Origin of the sequence: Sphingomonas arantia (assembly GCF_042682045.1) — a bacterium.
In the GTDB taxonomy this organism is placed as follows: Bacteria; Pseudomonadota; Alphaproteobacteria; order Sphingomonadales; family Sphingomonadaceae; genus Sphingomonas_R; species Sphingomonas_R arantia.
Map to the genome: position 1 here is coordinate 730,847 of NZ_JBHUGS010000002.1, position 16,241 is coordinate 747,087.

Sequence of the window (16,241 nt, forward strand, 5' to 3'; positions counted from 1 at the left end):
ATCAACCGAGCGCTGCGGCCGCCCGGATGATCGGCACGAACGCGTCCGCGGTCAGGCTCGCCCCGCCGACCAGCCCGCCGTCGACGTCCGCCACCGCCAGCAACGCCGCGGCATTCCCCGCATTCATCGAACCGCCGTACAGGATCCGCACCGCCGCCGCCGTCTCCGCGCCCAGCTTGGCCGACAACCGCGTCCGGATCATCGCGTGCATCTCGGTCACGTCGGCGATCGACGGCACCCGCCCGGTCCCGATCGCCCATAGTGGTTCGTACGCGACGACCAGCCGGTCCGCGGTCGCATCGTCCGGCACCGAACCGGCAACCTGCGCCGCCACGACCGGCATCGCATCACCCGCATCGCGCTGCGCCTCGGTCTCGCCGACGCACACGATCGCGGTCATCCCTGCCGCCATGACCGCGATCGCCTTGGCGCGCACTTCGGCATCGGTCTCGTGCTGCCCGGTCCGGCGCTCGCTATGCCCGACGATCGACAGCGTCGCGCCCGCTTCGATCAGCATCGCCGCCGACAGGCAGCCCGTATACGGCCCGGCCGCCGCCGCATGGCAATCCTGCGCACCGATGATCACGTCGCTGCGCGCGTCACGCGCCGCCGCGATCAATGTCGCGGGCGGACACACCACCACGTCCACCCCAGGATGCTCCGCCGCCGCGGCCGCCATCCCGGCCAGTTCGGCCAATGCCGCCCGACTGCCGTTCATCTTCCAATTGCCCGCGATCAACGTCCGTCGCATCTAGCCTCCCAGCGCATGCTCGTGATGCCGTCGTCTTGGTCGGTTCCGCCCGCAATGACAATCCGCCGGGCACGGCCCACCCCCCGCCCCGCGCGCCTTGCCGCGCACCGCCCGCGCCGGTAGAGCGACCATCTTGTTTCAGCTGTTCGACGGGCTTGCCGATGCTTTCCTTCTTCCGCCGCGCGATCAAATCCTGGCTGGCGGTCGCCATCCTCGCGCTCGTTGCGATCGCGGTCGTCGTCTCGGGCGTCGGCATGGACAGCCTAGGCGGCGGCGCCGGCCCACAGGGTGAGACGCTCGCATCGATGGACGGCGGGTCGATCGGCTCGGTCGAGGCCGACCGCCGCGTTCGCGAGGCCTATACCCAAGCGTTGCAGCAGCAGCCCGGCCTGACGATGGCCGCGTTCGTCGCCGGCGGCGGGGTCGAGGGAACCCTGCAGCGGGTCATCTCCGCAAAGGCCGTCGAACTGTGGGGCCGCGACCACGGCTTCACCGCGTCGAAGCGGCTCGTCGACGGCGAAATCGCCAGCATCCCGGCGTTCCAGGGCCCGACCGGCAAGTTCGACGAAGCCACGTTCCGCAGCCTGCTCGCCCGCGAACGCATTTCCGAAACCCAGCTCCGCGCCGACATCGCCGGCGACGCGATCCGCCGCCAGATCCTCGGCCCCGTCGCCGGCGGCGCCCGCGCCACCGACGCGCTCGTGACGCCTTATGCCGCCATGCTGCTCGACCGCCGCGACGGCACGATCGGCTTCGTGCCGGCCGCCGCCATGCCGCAGGGCCCGGCCCCGACGCCAGCGCAGATCGACGCCTTCTACCGCAAGAACATCGCCGCCTTCACGCTGCCCGAACGGCGCGTCCTGCGCTACGCCGCGATCGACGCCAGCCAGCTCGGCGCCGTCCCCGCCCCGACTGAGGCCGAGATCGCCGCCGCCTACAAGGCGAATGCCGCGCAATATGCCGCTAGCGAGAAGCGGACCCTGTCGCAGGTTCTGCTGCCGACCGAGGCCGCCGCCCGTGCGCTCGTCACCCGCATCCGCTCCGGCACGCCGTTCGCCGCCGCGGCCCAATCCGCCGGCTTCGGCCCGCGCGACACGGCGCTCGGCGCCAAGTCCCAGTCCGAACTGGCCGGGCTCTCCTCGCCCGCCGTCGCCGCCGCCGCCTTCGCAGCCGCACAGGGTGCGACGACCGACCCGATCAAGTCGCCGCTCGGCTGGCACATCGTCCGCGTCGACGCGATCACCCGCACGGCGCAGACGCCGCTCGCCGCCGTCCGCGGTGCGCTGGTCGCCGACCTGACGAAGCGCGCGACCGATGCCGCGCTGGCAGATCGCGTCGCCAAGATCGGCGATGCGATCGACGACGGCTCCACCTTCGAACAGGCCGCGACCGCCAACAGGCTGCAGGTCGTGACCACCCCGCCGCTGCTCCCTACCGGCGCCGCCCCGACGAACCCGGCGTTCAAGCCCGACGCCACGCTGCAGCCGCTGCTGAAGGCCGCGTTCCAGGCCGGCGAAGACGACGACCCCAGCGTCGAAACCGTCGGCCCCAGCAGCTACGCGCTGCTCGACGTGGTCGATGTCGTGCCCGCCGCGCCGATCCCGCTGGCGCAGGTCCGCGCCACCGTCGTCGCCGCGCTGACCGCCGAACGCGCCTCGGCCCAGGCACAGCAGGTCGCGAACACGATCGCGGCCAAGGCCAATCGCGGCATGTCGCTCGCCGCCGCCTTCGCCGGTGCCGGCGTGAAGCTGCCCGCGCCGCAGACCGGCGGCGGTCGCCAGATCGATCTCGCCCAGGCGCGTCAGGCGGTCCCGGCCCCGGTCCAGCTGCTCTTCACCATGGCACCCGGCAAGGTCCGCACGATCCCCGACCAGAGCGGTGCCGGCTGGTACGTCGTCCAGTTGAACAGCGTGAAGAAGGGCGACATCCGCACCCAGCCGCAGCTCGTCGCCGCAACCCGCGACGAATTCGGCCGCGCGCTCGGCAACGAATATGCCGATCAGTTGATCGCCGCGATCATGAAGGACATCAACGTGAAGCGCGACGCCGCCGCGATCGCCCGATTCAAGACCAGCCTGCTGCAAAGCTCCGTCATCCCGTGATGACGGACGTGAAGGACGCCGACGCGACCGCCCATGCGGCGCTCAACGCCGGCCGCCCCGCCCTGGTCGCACGGCGCCGGATCGCCGATTGCGACACGCCGGTCGCCGCCGCGCTCAAGCTCATGGAGCCCGGCCGCGGCGACTTCCTGCTCGAATCGGTCGAGGGCGGATCGCAGCGCGGCCGCTATTCGATGGTCGGCCTCGCCCCCGACCTCGTCTTCCGCGCGCGCGGCGACACGGCGGAGATCAACCGCCACTGGGCGACCGACCGCGAGGCCTTCATGCCCTCGAAGGACGGCGCGCTGCTCGCGATGCGCAACCTCGTCGCCGAATGCCGGATGGACGTGCCGGCCGACATGCCGCCCGCCCTCGCCTGCCTCGTCGGCTATTTCGCCTACGAGACGATCCGCCTCGTCGAGCGGCTCCCCCGCCCCGCCGACACCGCGATCGACGTGCCCGACATGCTGTTCGTCCGGCCGACGCTGGTGCTGGTGTTCGATCGGCTGACCGACCAACTGCACATCGTCGCCCCGCTCTGGCCCGATCCGGCGCGCGATCCAGCCGACCAGATCGCCGCCGCGGTCGAGCAGATCGACGCGACTTTCGCTCGCCTCGCGGCACCGATCCCCGCGCGGACCGCGATCCCCGGCGACGCGGCCGAACCGGTCGTCACTCCGGTCATGCCCGCCGGCCGCTACGGCGGGATGGTCGCGCGTGCGAAGGACTATATCGCGGCGGGCGACATCTTCCAGGTCGTGCTGGCGCAGCGCTTCACGATGGACTTCCCGCTCCCGCCGCTCGATCTCTACCGTGCACTCCGCCGGATCAACCCGTCGCCCTTCCTCTATTATCTCGACCTGCCCGGCTTCGCGATCATCGGCTCATCCCCCGAAATCCTGGTCCGGGCGCGCGATGGCGAGGTGACGATCCGCCCCATCGCCGGCACCCGCCCGCGGGGCAAAACCGCGGCCGAGGACGCCGCCAACCGCGCCGAACTGCTCGCCGATCCGAAGGAACGCGCCGAACATCTCATGCTGCTCGATCTTGGCCGCAACGATGTCGGCCGTGTAGCGCAGGCCGGCACCGTCACGGTAACGGACAGCTACGGCGTGGAATTCTACAGCCACGTCATGCACATCGTGTCGAACGTGGTCGGCAAGATCGCCCCCGGCGTCGGGCCGCTCGATGCGCTGTTCGCCGGCTTCCCGGCCGGCACCGTCTCCGGCGCGCCCAAGGTCCGCGCCTGCCAGGTGATCGCCGAGCTCGAACCCGAAAGCCGCGGACCCTATGGCGGCGGCGTCGGCTATTTCTCGCCCGACGGCGGGATGGACAGCTGCATCGTGCTGCGCACCGCGGTGCTGAAGGACGGCGTCATGCACGTCCAGGCCGGCGCCGGCATCGTCGCCGACAGCGATCCCGCCGCCGAACAGCGCGAATGCGAGGCAAAATCCGGCGCCCTCTTCGCCGCCGCCCGCGAAGCGATCGGGCTCGCCAGCACCAGCGACTACGGCCAGTAAAACACCTCCCTCCCCCCACCGGGGGGGGGGGGCCGGGGTGGGGGGCTGCCCTGGACGCAACGCGACTGGCCATCGCTGCCGCCATCGCCAAGCCCTCAAACCTTCCACCCAGTGACGCCCCCCACCCAACCCTCCCCCCGATGGGGGGAGGGCTTTGTCGTTTCCGCGTCACCTTCCCCCCCGCCATGCGTTCCGCCCCCGACACCCACATCGAAAGATTGAACCCATGCGCATGAACACCTTGGGCCGCACCGGCCTGTTCGTCTCCGAACTCTGCCTCGGCACCATGACGTTCGGGGGCAGCGGCGACAGCATGTGGAGCAAGATCGGCCAGCTGCAGCAGTCCGACGCCGACGGCCTCGTCAAGGCGGCGCTCGACGGCGGCATCAACTTCATCGACACCGCAGACGTCTATTCGGTCGGCGTGTCGGAGGAGATCACCGGCCAGGCGATCCGCAATCTCGGCATCGCCCGCGACGAGGTCGTCGTCGCGACCAAGGCGTTCGGCCCGACCGGCGAAGGCCCCAACCAGCGCGGCGCATCGCGCTCCCACCTGATCGCCGCGTGCAAGGCCAGCCTCAAGCGGCTCCAGCTCGACCATATCGACCTCTACCAGATTCACGGCTTCGACGACGCGACCCCGATGGAGGAGCAGCTCGAAGCGCTCGATATCCTCGTCCAGCACGGCCATGTCCGCTACATCGGCGTGTCGAACTGGGCCGCGTGGCAGATCACCAAGGCGCTCGGCATCTCCGCGCGCGAACGGCTGGCCAGCATCAAGACGCTCCAGGCCTATTACACGATCGCCAGCCGCGACCTCGAGCGCGAACTGGTACCGATGATGCGGTCGGAAGGCGTCGGCCTCATGGTCTGGAGCCCGCTGGCCGGCGGTCTGCTCTCCGGCAAATATGATCGCGACAACCCCGGCACCGGCGACGGCCGCCGCGCCGCGTTCGACTTCCCGCCCGTGAACAAGGACCGCGCCTACACCGTCATCGACGCGATGCGCCCGATCGCGGAGGCTAAGGGCGTCTCAGTCGCGCAGATCGCGCTGGCCTGGCTGCTCCACCAGCCGGTCGTGACCAGCGTCATCGTCGGCGCCAAGCGCGTCGAGCAGCTGTCCGAGAACATCGCCGCCGCCGACGTCGTGCTCAGCGTCGAGGAGCTGAAGACGCTCGACTTGGTCAGCGCGCTGCCACCCGAATATCCCGGCTGGATGTTCGAACGGCAGGGCGAATATCGCCGCGACCAGCTGCATCAGCCCCCACGCGGCAGCTGATCGGGCATGAGATAGCGCTTGATATAATATATCATGGCGCTATATCACCGGAATGAGCGATAGCTGCCATACCCATTGCCACGGCGATCACCCCGTGGCCCCCGCGACCGTGGTCGCCAAGCCCCCGCTCGGGGGGCTCGACACGGTCGCGGCGATGCTGTCGAGCCTCTGCCTGCTCCACTGCATCGCCATCCCGGTGGCGATCGCCCTCCTCCCCGCCTTCGCGCTCGCGATCCCCGACCTGCCCTGGCTCCATGCCGCGTTGCTCGTCGTCGCGGTCCCGGCCAGCGGTCTCGCCCTCTGGCGCGGCTGGCGGGTTCATCACGATCGTGTCCCCGCCACGGTCGGCGCGCTCGGCCTCGGCATCATGGCCACCGCGCTGCTGGCCGTGCCGCACAGCCTGACCGAGGTCTCGCTGACCGTCGGCGGCGGCCTCCTCGTCGCCACCGGCCATCTCCTGAACCTCCGCGCCGGATCGCGCAGCCGTCGGGGCTGACCCCCACAGAGTTCCACGACGGAAGCGGTTCCCTCGCGGTCCGATCCGCCCTAGCCTTCGCGTATCTCGCGAAAGGCCATCCATGAAGCGTACCCTGTCGTTCCTGCTCCTCGCATCCACCAGCGCCTGGGCACAGCCGACGCCGGCGCCCGTTACCGACGCGGACAAGAAGCCGAAGTGGGACGTCGCAGCACCGCATGGCCCCTACAAGGACGTCCCAATCGACACGCGATCCGGCACCTGGCTGTCGGTCGATGTCTCACCCGACGGGCGCGAGGTCGCGTTCGACCTGCTCGGCGACCTCTACGTCATGCCGATCGGCGGCGGCGAGGCGCGCGCGCTGACCAGCGGTGCGGCGTGGGACATGCAGCCGCGCTACTCCCCCAACGGCCGCTGGATCGCCTTCACCTCCGATCGCGGCGGCGGCGACAATATCTGGATCGTCGACCGCGCCGGCGGCAAGACGACGCAGGTGACGAAGGAGGATTTCCGCCTGCTCAACCAGGCCGACTGGACCCCCGACAGCGACTATATCGTCGCGCGCAAGCATTTCACCGGCACCCGCTCGTTGGGTGCGGGCGAAATGTGGCTCTACCACCGCGCCGGTGGCGGCGGGGTGCAGATGACCAAGAAGCGCACCGACCAGAAGGATACCAACGAGCCGGCCTTCTCGCCCGACGGCCGCTACCTCTATTTCTCCGACGACGTCACGCCGGGCGAGGTGTTCGAATACTCAAAGGACGTGAACGGCGAGATCTACGCCATTCAGCGGCTCGACCGCACGACCGGCAAGATCGAGAAATATGTCTCCGGCCCCGGCGGCTCCATCCGCCCCACCCCCTCGCCCGACGGCAAGAGCCTCGCCTTCATCCGCAGGGACCGTTACAAGTCCACGCTCTATGTGCTTGATATCGCAAGCGGCCGCGAAACGCCGCTGACCGATATCCTCGACCGCGACATGCAGGAAACCTGGGCGATCCAGGGCGTCTATCCCGGCATGGACTGGACGCCCGACAACCGCTCGATCCTGTTCTGGGCGGGCGGCGGGATCAAGCGGATCGACGTCGCCAGCAAGGCTGTGGCCGACATCCCGTTCCACGTCGCCGGCACGCGCCGCATCACGCAGGCCGTCCGCCACGCGGTCGACGTCGCGCCGACGCAGTTCGACGTGAAGATGATCCGCTCGGCCCATGTCTCGCCGGACGGCCGCCGCGTCGTGTTCGATGCGCTCGGCCACCTCTGGATCCGCGACGTCGCCGGCGGCACCCCGCGCCGCCTGACGACGCAGACCGACGCGTTCGAACTCAACCCGAGCTGGTCACGCGACGGCCGCCAGATCGTGTTCGCGACCTGGTCGGACGAGAAACAGGGCGCGATCCAGACCGTATCCGCGTCGGGCGGCACCGCGCGCACGATCACGACGCAGCCCGGCAACTATATCGAACCGGTCTTCTCACCCGACGGCAAGACCGTCGCTTATTCAAAGGTTTCAGACGGTTACCTGACGTCCCCCGTCAACGGCCGCGAGACCGGCATCTACGTCGTACCCACCGCCGGCGGCCCCGCTCGGCTGCTGACCGACAGCGGCAGCACACCGCAATTCGGCGCGAGTTCGGACCGGCTGTTCTTCACCGCGCGCGAGAACAAGAAGATATTGCTCAAGTCGATCGCGCTGAACGGCACCGAGGAACGCGCCCACGCCTCGTCCGAGTTCGCGCGCAACTACGCCGTCTCGCCCGACGAGAAATGGCTCGCCTGGACCGAGCGGTTCCAGGCGCGCGTCGTGCCGTTCGCGCGCACCGGCACCGCGGTCGAACTGTCCGCGGACCAGAAGGCGCTGCCGATGTTCCAGGTCACGCGCGACGCGGGCGACTGGATCCACTGGTCCGGCGATAGCAACAAGCTCTGGTGGACGCTCGGTTCGCAGCTTTACGGCCGCGAAACGCGCAACGATTTCGCGTTCGTCGACGGTGCGCCCACCACCCTGCCGCCGGTTGCGACCAGCGGCATCGAACTCGGTTTCCGTCGCCCGTACGACGCGCCCACCGGCCGCGTCGCGTTCACCAACGCCCGCCTGCTGACGATGCGCGGCGGGACGGAAGTGATCGAGCGCGGCACGATCCTGTTGAACGGCAACCGGATCGAGGCCGTCGGCCCCGACGTCACGGTGCCCACCGGCACGAAGGTCATCGACGCCACCGGCAAGACGATCATGCCCGGCCTGATCGACGGCCACTGGCACGGCAGCATGGGGTCGGACGACATCGTGCCGCAGCAAAGCTGGGTCAACTACGCCGGCCTCGCGTTCGGCGTCACCACCATCCACGATCCGTCCAACACGACGAGCGAAATCTTTGCCGCGTCCGAACTGGGCAAGGACGGCCAGATCGTCGCCCCCCGCATCTTCTCTACCGGCACCGTCCTGTACGGCGCGACCACGCCGTTCACCGCGAAGATCGACAGCCTCGACGACGCGCGCGGCCACCTCCGCCGGTTGCAGGCGTCGGGTGCCTGGTCGGTCAAGAGCTACAACCAGCCGCGCCGGGAACAGCGCCAGCAGATCGTCCAGGCCGCCCGCGAACTGGACATGGCCGTCGTGCCGGAGGGCGGCTCGCTGTTCGAGATGAACATGACGATGATCGCCGACGGCCACACCACGATCGAACATTCGCTGCCCGTCGCGCACATCTACGACGACGTGAAACAGTTCTGGCGCGGGTCGGGCACGGCCTACAACCCCACGCTGATCGTCGCCTATGGCGGCCCGTTCGGCGAGAATTACTGGTACCAGCATACGCAGGTCTGGAAGGACCCGATCCTGACCAAGTGGGTGCCGCGCCGCATCCTCGATAGCCGCGCGCGCCGCCCGGTGATGGTGCCGGACGAAGAGAACAACGTGCTGCAAATCGCTCGTACCGCTCGCGAAATCTCCGAACTCGGCATCCCCGTCACGATCGGCGCGCATGGTCAGCGCGAGGGGCTGGGCGCGCATTGGGACATGTGGAGCTTCGCACTCGGCGGCATGACGCCGATCCAGGCGATCGCCACCGCCACCTGGAACCCGGCGCGCGCCTACGGCATGGACCGCGATCTCGGCACGCTGGAGGTAGGCAAGCTGGCCGACCTCGTCGTGCTCGATCGCAACCCGCTCGACAACATCCGCGACACGACGAGCATCCGCTACACCGTCGCCAACGGCCGGATCTACGACGGCGACATGAACGAGGTCGGGACGCGCACCCGCCCGCGCAAACCCTTCTGGTTCGAAGAGCCCGGCAATGGCGGCTGGACCCCACGCACCACCGCGGCCGCGATCGGCCATGTCGACTGACCGCCCGGGCGGGTCCTGATCGGCCCGCCCTCAGTTGTCCCGGCGCCGGCGTGCCTCGCGTTCGGCTTCCTTGTTTCGCTTGCGCAGTTCGCGGCCTTCGCGCGCTTCCTTCTTGCGCATCTTGCGGCCGTAATTCCGGTCGGACTCGTCCTGGCTGGTCGTCGCCCAGTCCGCCGCTTGTCCGGCGACCTGGAACGGTGCCTTCACGATCGCCGCGGCCGTGCTGATGCACCCCGACAGGGCCAGCCCCGCCGCCAGTAATGGCACTGCGAGGCCGATCCGATACCTGCGTCCGTCCGTCATGCCGTACCTCCGCCCCGCCCGTTTCGACTATGTCGTAGCGACCGTCCGCCCGACCCGCCAGACGAATGATCGGTCGGCTGTGTGGAAACCAACGGCCTACGGCCTTATCTTTGACTCAATGATGAACGACTTTTCCAGCATCCGGCTCAGCCGGCGCGGCTTCACCACCGGCCTCGCCTGCTTCGGCGCCGCGATTCCCGCCATGGCCGCCACCCCCCGCGTCGGCACGGCCGAAGCCCCGCTTCCCGAAGAGGACCCGATCGACCCGACCCGCGCCCGCGGCAGCGTCATCGCCCCCGTCGGCGCGGGCGTTCCCCCCGCGCTGATGGCCAAGGCCCTCGCCGCCATGCAGGTCCACAACCGCCGGCTTTGGTCGCGCGACGTGATCGCGATCGCCGACTTCGGCCTGCCGTCCGCCAACCCGCGCTTCCACCTCGTCGACGTGCTGAACGGCAAGACCACCACGCTGCTCGTCTCGCACGGCAAGGGCTCGGACCCGGCGCACAGCGGCATGCTGCAACGCTTCTCCGGCGTGATCGGGTCGGAGGCCACCTCGCGCGGCGCCTACCTCACCGCCGACCCTTATGTCGGCCAGCACGGCCGCTCGCGCCGGCTGGAGGGGCTGGACCCGGACAACCGCACCGCGCTGGAACGCGCGATCGTCATCCATTCCGCCTGGTACGTGGCGCCCGACGTGGTCGCCAAGCAGGGCATGTGCGGCCGCAGCCAGGGTTGCTTCGCGGTGTCCCCGGCCGATCTCGACCAAGTTCTGACGCGGCTCGGCCCCGGTCGCCTGCTCTACGCCGATCGCGCCTGACCCTCAGCGATACCCGCGTGGCGCGGCCCGCGGTCCATCGCCCATGTCCTGCGCCACCACGGCCCGCGCCACGTCCGACATCAAGCGCTGCCGCACCGGGATCGGCTGCCGCGTCGTCTTGATCATCACCGCCAGCGCGTAGGTCCGGCCCTCCGGCGACGTCATCAGCCCGATGTCGTTATAGCCGGTCGCCTCACCGCCCAGCTCCTGCCCCGTCCCGGTCTTGTGCGCGAACGCCCAGCCCGGCCCTGATCCGGCGCGCATCCGCTGCGGCCCGGTCTTGCTCGACGCCATCAGCGTCAGCAATCGCGGCGTCGACTCCGGCGACAACAGATCGCCCTTCCGCAACCGCGCGAGCGCCAGCGCCACCTGCTCCGGCTGCGCCCCGTCGATCGGATCCGCCAGATACCGATCGAGCGCCGCGCGCCGCACCGACATCGGCAGCGCCGACCGCGCGACGTAGAACCCGTTTCCCTCGGCATAGGATTGCCGCCACGTCAGCCCGGCGGTCCCGGCCTGCAACAACCGCTCGCCCGGCCCGAACCGGATACCCGTCAACTGCGATCGGCTAAGGAACGCCCGCACCGCGCTTGGTCCGCCGACCGTCCGCAACAGTGAATCGTTCGCCAGATTGTCGCTCGTCGTCATTGCCGCCAGCAGCAGCTCGGACACGCTCGCGCTATACCCATTCGCCCCGACCTTGCCGCGCATCGGCTGGTGGAAGACAACGAGGTCCTTGCGCTCGATCCGTACGGTATCGGACAGCGACATCCGCCGCCGATCGATCGCATCGAACACCGTCAGCGCCACCCACAGCTTGGACACGCTCTGCTGCGGGAAATAACCCGATCCATTGAACGAGATGAACCAACCCGCCTGCACATCGCGCACCGCGATTCCGACGATCCCGTCAAAGCCGCGGCCCAGCCGCTCGATCGTCGCGGCCAGCGCCGCCGGCGGCCGCGGGATCGTGCCCGGCAACGGCGTCGGCGGAATCGCGACCACCACCGGTGCGCGCGCGGGCGCCAGCGCGGGCATCGCCGGTGGCGGCGGCTGCGACGGCGAGACGCAGGCCGTCGTGGCGAGGGCGAAGAGGATGGCGGATCGGCGCAGGTTCTGAATGACGGCCCCCTTGGTGATATGCGTCGCTATGCGGTCCTGAACCTGAACGATACCCGTCCCGCCGATTGCCGCCCGTTTTTGCGACGCTATCTCTATGTTCTGCGACGGAAGGATGGCGATATGATCGACTTCTATTACTGGACCACGCCGAACGGCCACAAGGTCACGCTGTTCCTGGAGGAAGCGGGCCTGCCATACCGCGTCATTCCGATCGACATCGCCAAGGGCGCTCAGTTCGATCCGGCGTTCCTGGCCGTCGCACCGAACAACCGTATCCCCGCGATCGTCGATCATGAACCGACCGGCGGCGGCGAGCCGATCGCGCTGTTCGAATCCGGCGCGATCCTGTTGTACCTTGCTGAAAAGACCGGCCGTTTCCTGCCGCAGGACCTGCGCGGCCGAACGGAGGCGCTCACCTGGCTGTTCTGGCAGATGGGCGGCCTCGGTCCGATGGCGGGGCAGAACCATCATTTCTCGATCTACGCGCCCGAACGGATCCCCTACGCCACCGAACGCTATGTCCGCGAAACCGGCCGGCTCTACGGCGTGCTCGACCGCCGGCTGGCGGACCGTCCGTTCGTGGCCGGCGACGATTACGGCATCGCGGACATGGCGATCTACCCCTGGATCGTGCCGTGGCACGCGCAGCAGCAGGACCTCGACGCGCACCCTCATCTGCGCCGCTGGTTCGACGCCGTCGCCGCCCGCCCCGCCACCGTCCGGGCCTACGCCGTCGCGGACAGCATGGCGTAGACCCAACTATCGAAGCAGCGCTAGCCCTCGTCGGGGATCAGCGTCTCGAGCAACGCCATCACCGCGGCGACCCGCGCGTCCGCATCGGTCGTGGCGATCTTCGCGAGCAACCGATCCCCCTTCGCGACCAATCCGGCCGCCTTCGCATCCGCCGCAAAGTCGCGCCGCGGGGTCAGCGCGATCGCCGCCGGTCCGGCATCGATCCGCGCGACACAGGCTGTCCGGGCCAGCTGCCGGATCCGGCCGATCGCGAACGTCCGCCGCGCATCTTCCGGCGGGGTGCCGAACCGATCCTCCACCTCGTCGGTCAGCGCATCGATCGCGTCCACCGACGTCGCCCGCGCCAGCCGCGCATGGATATCGAGCCGCAACTCCGGCTCCGCGATCCAGCTGGCCGGCAAGTGGCAGTCGATCCCCAGCGCCAGTTCCGGCGTCCACAGATCGACCGTCTCCCCCGCCGCGGTACGCAGCGCCCCGGTCAGCAGATGCTGGTACAGATCGACGCCGATCAGCCGCACATGCCCGGCCTGCGCCTCGCCCAGCAGGTCACCGGCCCCACGCATGTCCAAATCACGCGCACTGATCTCGAACCCCGCGCCCAGCCGGTCATGCGCCGCGATCGTGCGCAGCCGCTTCAGCGTCGCCTCCCCCACCGTCGCACCCGGCTCGGTGGTCAGCAGAATGCGCCCGCGCCGCGTGCTACGCCCGACCCGCCCACGCAGCTGATGGATCTGCGACAGGCCGAACCGGTCCGTCCGCCAGACGATCATGGTGTTGGCCCGCGGCACGTCCAGCCCCGCCTCGATGATGTTCGTCGCCAGCAGGATGGCGCCATCCCCCTCGCCGAACGCAACCATCACTTGGTCGATCTCCGCCGCGGGCAGCTTGCCATGCGCCTGCACCACGGTCAGTTCGGGCACCAGCCCGCGCAACGTCTCGGCGAGCCCGTCCAGATCCTCGATCCGCGGCGCCACGACGAAGCTCTGCCCGCCGCGCATATTTTCGCGCAGCAACGCGATGCGGATGATCGCCGGATCGAATGCGCCGATCGTCGTGCGCGTCGGTTGCCGCCGGGCGGGCGGCGTCGCGATGATCGACAATTGCTGGATGCCGACCAGCGCCGACTGCAACGTCCGCGGGATCGGCGTGGCGGTGAGCGTCAGCAGATGGCAAGAGTCGCAGATCGTGCGCAGCTTCTCCTTGTCCGCCGCTCCGAACCGCTGCTCCTCGTCGATCACGATCAGGCCCAGCTTGGCGAGACGTACCGTCTTGCTGGCTACCGCGCTCGTGCCGATCACGATATCGATGCTGCCGTCCGCCAGCCCGGCCTTGACCGCCTTCGCCTCGGCCGGTGTCGACAATCGCGAAAGACTTTCGATACGAACGCCAAGCCCTTCGAAACGTTTGCGAAACCCCTGGAGATGCTGGCGCACCAGCACCGTCGTCGGCGCCACCACCGCCACCTGTCGGCCGGACATCGCGACCATCGCCGCGGCGCGCAGCGCGACCTCCGTCTTGCCGTAACCCACGTCGCCGATAACGAGCCGGTCCATCGGCCGCCCGGACGCCAGATCGTCGCGCACCGCGGCGATCGCCCTCGCCTGATCCGGTGTCTCGGTGAACGCGAACCGCCCGGCGAACCGCTCGTAACGCGCCGCGTCATAGTCCAGCGGATCGACGCGTTTCGCCGCCTTCACCTCGGCCAGCGCGATCAACCCACGCGCCGTATGGGCGATCGCCGTATCGATCTCCACCCGACGCTTCAGCCAGCTTTCACCGGTCAGCGTATCGGGCGCGACGCCGCCCTCGTCCGCGCCGTAGCGCCAGACCCGGTCCAGCTCGATCGCCGGCACCAGCCGGTCACCGCCCTTCGCATATCCCAGGCGCAGCGCGTCCTGCCTTGTGTCCCCGACGTCCACCGCCTCGAGTCCGCGGACGATCCCGATGCCGTGATCCTCATGCAGCACCGCATCGCCGATCCGCAGGACGGTCGTATGGAACGCCAGCGGATCGATCGCCGCCGCGCCCATCGCATCGCCCGCTCGACCGCCGAGGATGTCCGCCGCGGTGATGACGAGCAACCTGTCGTCGGACCAGCCGCGTTCGGACTGAACCTCCAGCAAAGCCAGCGACTTGGGCGGCAGCGCCGCGACATTCTGCCAGGTCGCCACGGGCACCGGAACGGCACTGGTCAGCTTGGCGATCCGCCGCGACAGAAACCGCAGATCGCGCGCACCGCCCAGCAGGACGACCTGGCGCCTCGCCGCCTGCGCATCCAGCACCGCCTTCTTGAGCGCCCGTGCCGGCTGCGACTTCTCGACGAACCGCAGCGCCGGCGCCTCGTTCCCGGCCGCGATGTCGCCGCGCGGCAGGTCGGCCAGCGCCGCCGCCCATGCGCGATCGTCCAGGAAGGTCGGGATGGCCCCCGCCCGCCGGTTCGCGATTCGGGTCCGGGTCGCATCGCCGATCAGTTCGATATAGCGTTCGCGGTGCCGCGGTACATCCGGATCGGCCAGCACCAGCGGCCGGTCGAGGTGCTCGAACACCGACACCGACCCGCGCGGCGCGCTCGGTTCGATCGCCGGGTCGACAGCGATCCGGTCGAGCGCATCCGAACTGCGCTGCGTGATGGGATCATAGCGATGGATCGCGGTGATCACCCCCTCTGCCTGCTCGATCCGGACCGGCCCGTCCGCCGCAGCGGGGAACAGGTCCAGCACGCCGCGCACCGCATATTCGGCGGCCTCGTCGACGCGATCGTCGGCGAGATATCCGCGCTCCACCAGCGCCGCCTCGGTCGCGACCATGTCGATCGCGTCGCCGCATGCAAGGGTCAGCGGTGGCACCATGAAGCTGGCCGGTGGCGCGATCCGCCGGGTCGCCGCCTCCGCGGTCAGGATCAGGATGACCGCCCGCCGATCGGTTTCCCCGAGCGCCCGCAGGATCGCGTTCCGCCGCCCGGCCACCGCAGGCGACGCCGCAATGCCGTCACCCGGCAACGTGTCGATCGACGGTAGGTAGCGAACGTCATGCGTATCCGTCAGACCGGCGACAAGCTGCGCGATCCGCTCCGCCCGCTGCTCGGTCCCGCACAGCACGACCACGTCGCCCGCCTCCTGCGCGGCCTCGACGATCCGGACCGCGGTCGGCCCGGTCGCTCCGACACGAGCATCGCCCGCTCGCTCCTCATCCGCACGCGCCTCGGCAATCGTCGCCATCCCGCCTGAACCCCTTGCTCTGTCTATCGGATGCGGCGCAGGACGCGACGGACGCCGTCAACGGTCATGCCGAACACCAGGTGCGATGCCAGCCCGTAGAGATGGGTACTTGCCGGAAACGTCCAGGGTGCCTCGGACAGTCCGGTCGCCGGAACTGCCACGTCGTCCAGCATCGCCGCGGTCGTCACGCCGAACGCCGCACCGGCGCCCTTCGTCACGCCCGGCTCATATTCCGCCGCCATGGCATAGGTCGCGCCCAGCACGGCGCCCAGCAGGTAATGGATCGCTTCGCCGGCAGCAGGCCGGGTCTCGTCGCTCAACGTAGTCCCCAGGACGGACGCCAGATCGTCCGCCGCCTTCTCGGTCGCCGGTTCCGCTGCGGCGTCGTCGTTGTCATTGTCCGGCCCGAAATGCGTCACCGCATCCTGGAAGACGTTCATGACGAACGACGCCGCCAGACCGGCGGTCGCACCGATCAGCAGCGCACGAGAAATATCGGAGTGGTTGGGGTTACAGCGCAAACGGCATTCCTTCGGTGGGGTGTCCTTTCAG

12 protein-coding genes are annotated in these 16,241 nt (G+C 69.4%); 7 read left to right on the forward strand and 5 right to left on the reverse strand.

What is annotated here, in order from left to right; translation table 11 throughout:
- Position 1: 1 nt before the first annotated feature.
- Positions 2 to 751, reverse strand: a complete 750-nt coding sequence (gene tpiA, locus ACFSGX_RS09100) for a triose-phosphate isomerase (protein WP_380929265.1) — start codon at positions 749 to 751, stop codon at positions 2 to 4.
- A 161-nt stretch (positions 752 to 912) separates the two neighbouring features.
- On the opposite strand from tpiA, the gene ACFSGX_RS09105 reads away from it, so the two are divergent.
- The 5 genes from ACFSGX_RS09105 to ACFSGX_RS09125 all read left to right on the forward strand — a co-directional run bounded on the left by ACFSGX_RS09105 (position 913) and on the right by ACFSGX_RS09125 (position 9,476).
- Positions 913 to 2,853 carry a peptidylprolyl isomerase gene (locus ACFSGX_RS09105; RefSeq protein WP_380929267.1) on the forward strand — a complete coding sequence of 647 codons (1,941 nt, stop codon included), beginning with the start codon at positions 913 to 915 and terminating at the stop codon, positions 2,851 to 2,853.
- A complete protein-coding gene (gene trpE, locus ACFSGX_RS09110) occupies positions 2,853 to 4,370 on the forward strand; it encodes an anthranilate synthase component I (protein ID WP_380929269.1) in 1,518 nt (505 codons plus the stop codon). Before ACFSGX_RS09105 ends, trpE begins: the two co-directional genes overlap by 1 nt.
- A gap of 226 nt (positions 4,371 to 4,596) precedes the next feature.
- Positions 4,597 to 5,649: an aldo/keto reductase gene (locus ACFSGX_RS09115; RefSeq protein ID WP_380929271.1), complete on the forward strand. Its 1,053-nt coding sequence runs from the start codon at positions 4,597 to 4,599 to the stop codon at positions 5,647 to 5,649.
- Positions 5,650 to 5,701: 52 nt separating this feature from the next.
- Complete coding sequence (locus tag ACFSGX_RS09120; RefSeq protein ID WP_380929272.1) at positions 5,702 to 6,145, forward strand: MerC domain-containing protein; 444 nt, start codon at positions 5,702 to 5,704, stop codon at positions 6,143 to 6,145.
- An 82-nt stretch (positions 6,146 to 6,227) separates the two neighbouring features.
- Positions 6,228 to 9,476, forward strand: a complete 3,249-nt coding sequence (locus tag ACFSGX_RS09125) for an amidohydrolase family protein (RefSeq protein ID WP_380929274.1) — start codon at positions 6,228 to 6,230, stop codon at positions 9,474 to 9,476.
- A gap of 30 nt (positions 9,477 to 9,506) precedes the next feature.
- Here ACFSGX_RS09125 and ACFSGX_RS09130 read toward each other — a convergent pair whose 3' ends face one another.
- Positions 9,507 to 9,779 carry a hypothetical protein gene (locus ACFSGX_RS09130; protein WP_380929275.1) on the reverse strand — a complete coding sequence of 91 codons (273 nt, stop codon included), beginning with the start codon at positions 9,777 to 9,779 and terminating at the stop codon, positions 9,507 to 9,509.
- 118 nt (positions 9,780 to 9,897) lie between these two features.
- On the opposite strand from ACFSGX_RS09130, the gene ACFSGX_RS09135 reads away from it, so the two are divergent.
- A complete protein-coding gene (locus ACFSGX_RS09135; RefSeq protein WP_380929277.1) occupies positions 9,898 to 10,596 on the forward strand; it encodes a murein L,D-transpeptidase catalytic domain family protein in 699 nt (232 codons plus the stop codon).
- Positions 10,597 to 10,599: 3 nt separating this feature from the next.
- On the opposite strand, the gene ACFSGX_RS09140 is transcribed toward ACFSGX_RS09135, so the two are convergent.
- On the reverse strand, positions 10,600 to 11,634 hold the full coding sequence (locus ACFSGX_RS09140) for a serine hydrolase (protein ID WP_380929279.1): 1,035 nt from the start codon (positions 11,632 to 11,634) through the stop codon (positions 10,600 to 10,602).
- Positions 11,635 to 11,838: 204 nt separating this feature from the next.
- On the opposite strand from ACFSGX_RS09140, the gene ACFSGX_RS09145 reads away from it, so the two are divergent.
- Complete coding sequence (locus ACFSGX_RS09145; RefSeq protein ID WP_380929281.1) at positions 11,839 to 12,471, forward strand: glutathione binding-like protein; 633 nt, start codon at positions 11,839 to 11,841, stop codon at positions 12,469 to 12,471.
- Between the two features lie 20 nt (positions 12,472 to 12,491).
- Here ACFSGX_RS09145 and ACFSGX_RS09150 read toward each other — a convergent pair whose 3' ends face one another.
- The gene (locus tag ACFSGX_RS09150) at positions 12,492 to 15,689 is read right to left on the reverse strand and encodes a DEAD/DEAH box helicase (protein WP_380929283.1); all 3,198 of its coding nucleotides are present in this window, start codon (positions 15,687 to 15,689) and stop codon (positions 12,492 to 12,494) included.
- A gap of 23 nt (positions 15,690 to 15,712) precedes the next feature.
- Positions 15,713 to 16,210: a DUF1440 domain-containing protein gene (locus ACFSGX_RS09155; protein ID WP_380929285.1), complete on the reverse strand. Its 498-nt coding sequence runs from the start codon at positions 16,208 to 16,210 to the stop codon at positions 15,713 to 15,715.
- Positions 16,211 to 16,241 lie beyond the last annotated feature (31 nt).

Coding starts and splice junctions, on each gene's coding strand:
- tpiA (WP_380929265.1), bottom strand. CDS start 751: ATGCGACGGACGTTGATCGCGGGCAATTGGAAGATGAACGGCAGTCGG.
- ACFSGX_RS09105 (WP_380929267.1), top strand. CDS start 913: ATGCTTTCCTTCTTCCGCCGCGCGATCAAATCCTGGCTGGCGGTCGCC.
- trpE (WP_380929269.1), top strand. CDS start 2,853: ATGACGGACGTGAAGGACGCCGACGCGACCGCCCATGCGGCGCTCAAC.
- ACFSGX_RS09115 (WP_380929271.1), top strand. CDS start 4,597: ATGCGCATGAACACCTTGGGCCGCACCGGCCTGTTCGTCTCCGAACTC.
- ACFSGX_RS09120 (WP_380929272.1), top strand. CDS start 5,702: ATGAGCGATAGCTGCCATACCCATTGCCACGGCGATCACCCCGTGGCC.
- ACFSGX_RS09125 (WP_380929274.1), top strand. CDS start 6,228: ATGAAGCGTACCCTGTCGTTCCTGCTCCTCGCATCCACCAGCGCCTGG.
- ACFSGX_RS09130 (WP_380929275.1), bottom strand. CDS start 9,779: ATGACGGACGGACGCAGGTATCGGATCGGCCTCGCAGTGCCATTACTG.
- ACFSGX_RS09135 (WP_380929277.1), top strand. CDS start 9,898: ATGATGAACGACTTTTCCAGCATCCGGCTCAGCCGGCGCGGCTTCACC.
- ACFSGX_RS09140 (WP_380929279.1), bottom strand. CDS start 11,634: ATGCCCGCGCTGGCGCCCGCGCGCGCACCGGTGGTGGTCGCGATTCCG.
- ACFSGX_RS09145 (WP_380929281.1), top strand. CDS start 11,839: ATGATCGACTTCTATTACTGGACCACGCCGAACGGCCACAAGGTCACG.
- ACFSGX_RS09150 (WP_380929283.1), bottom strand. CDS start 15,689: ATGGCGACGATTGCCGAGGCGCGTGCGGATGAGGAGCGAGCGGGCGAT.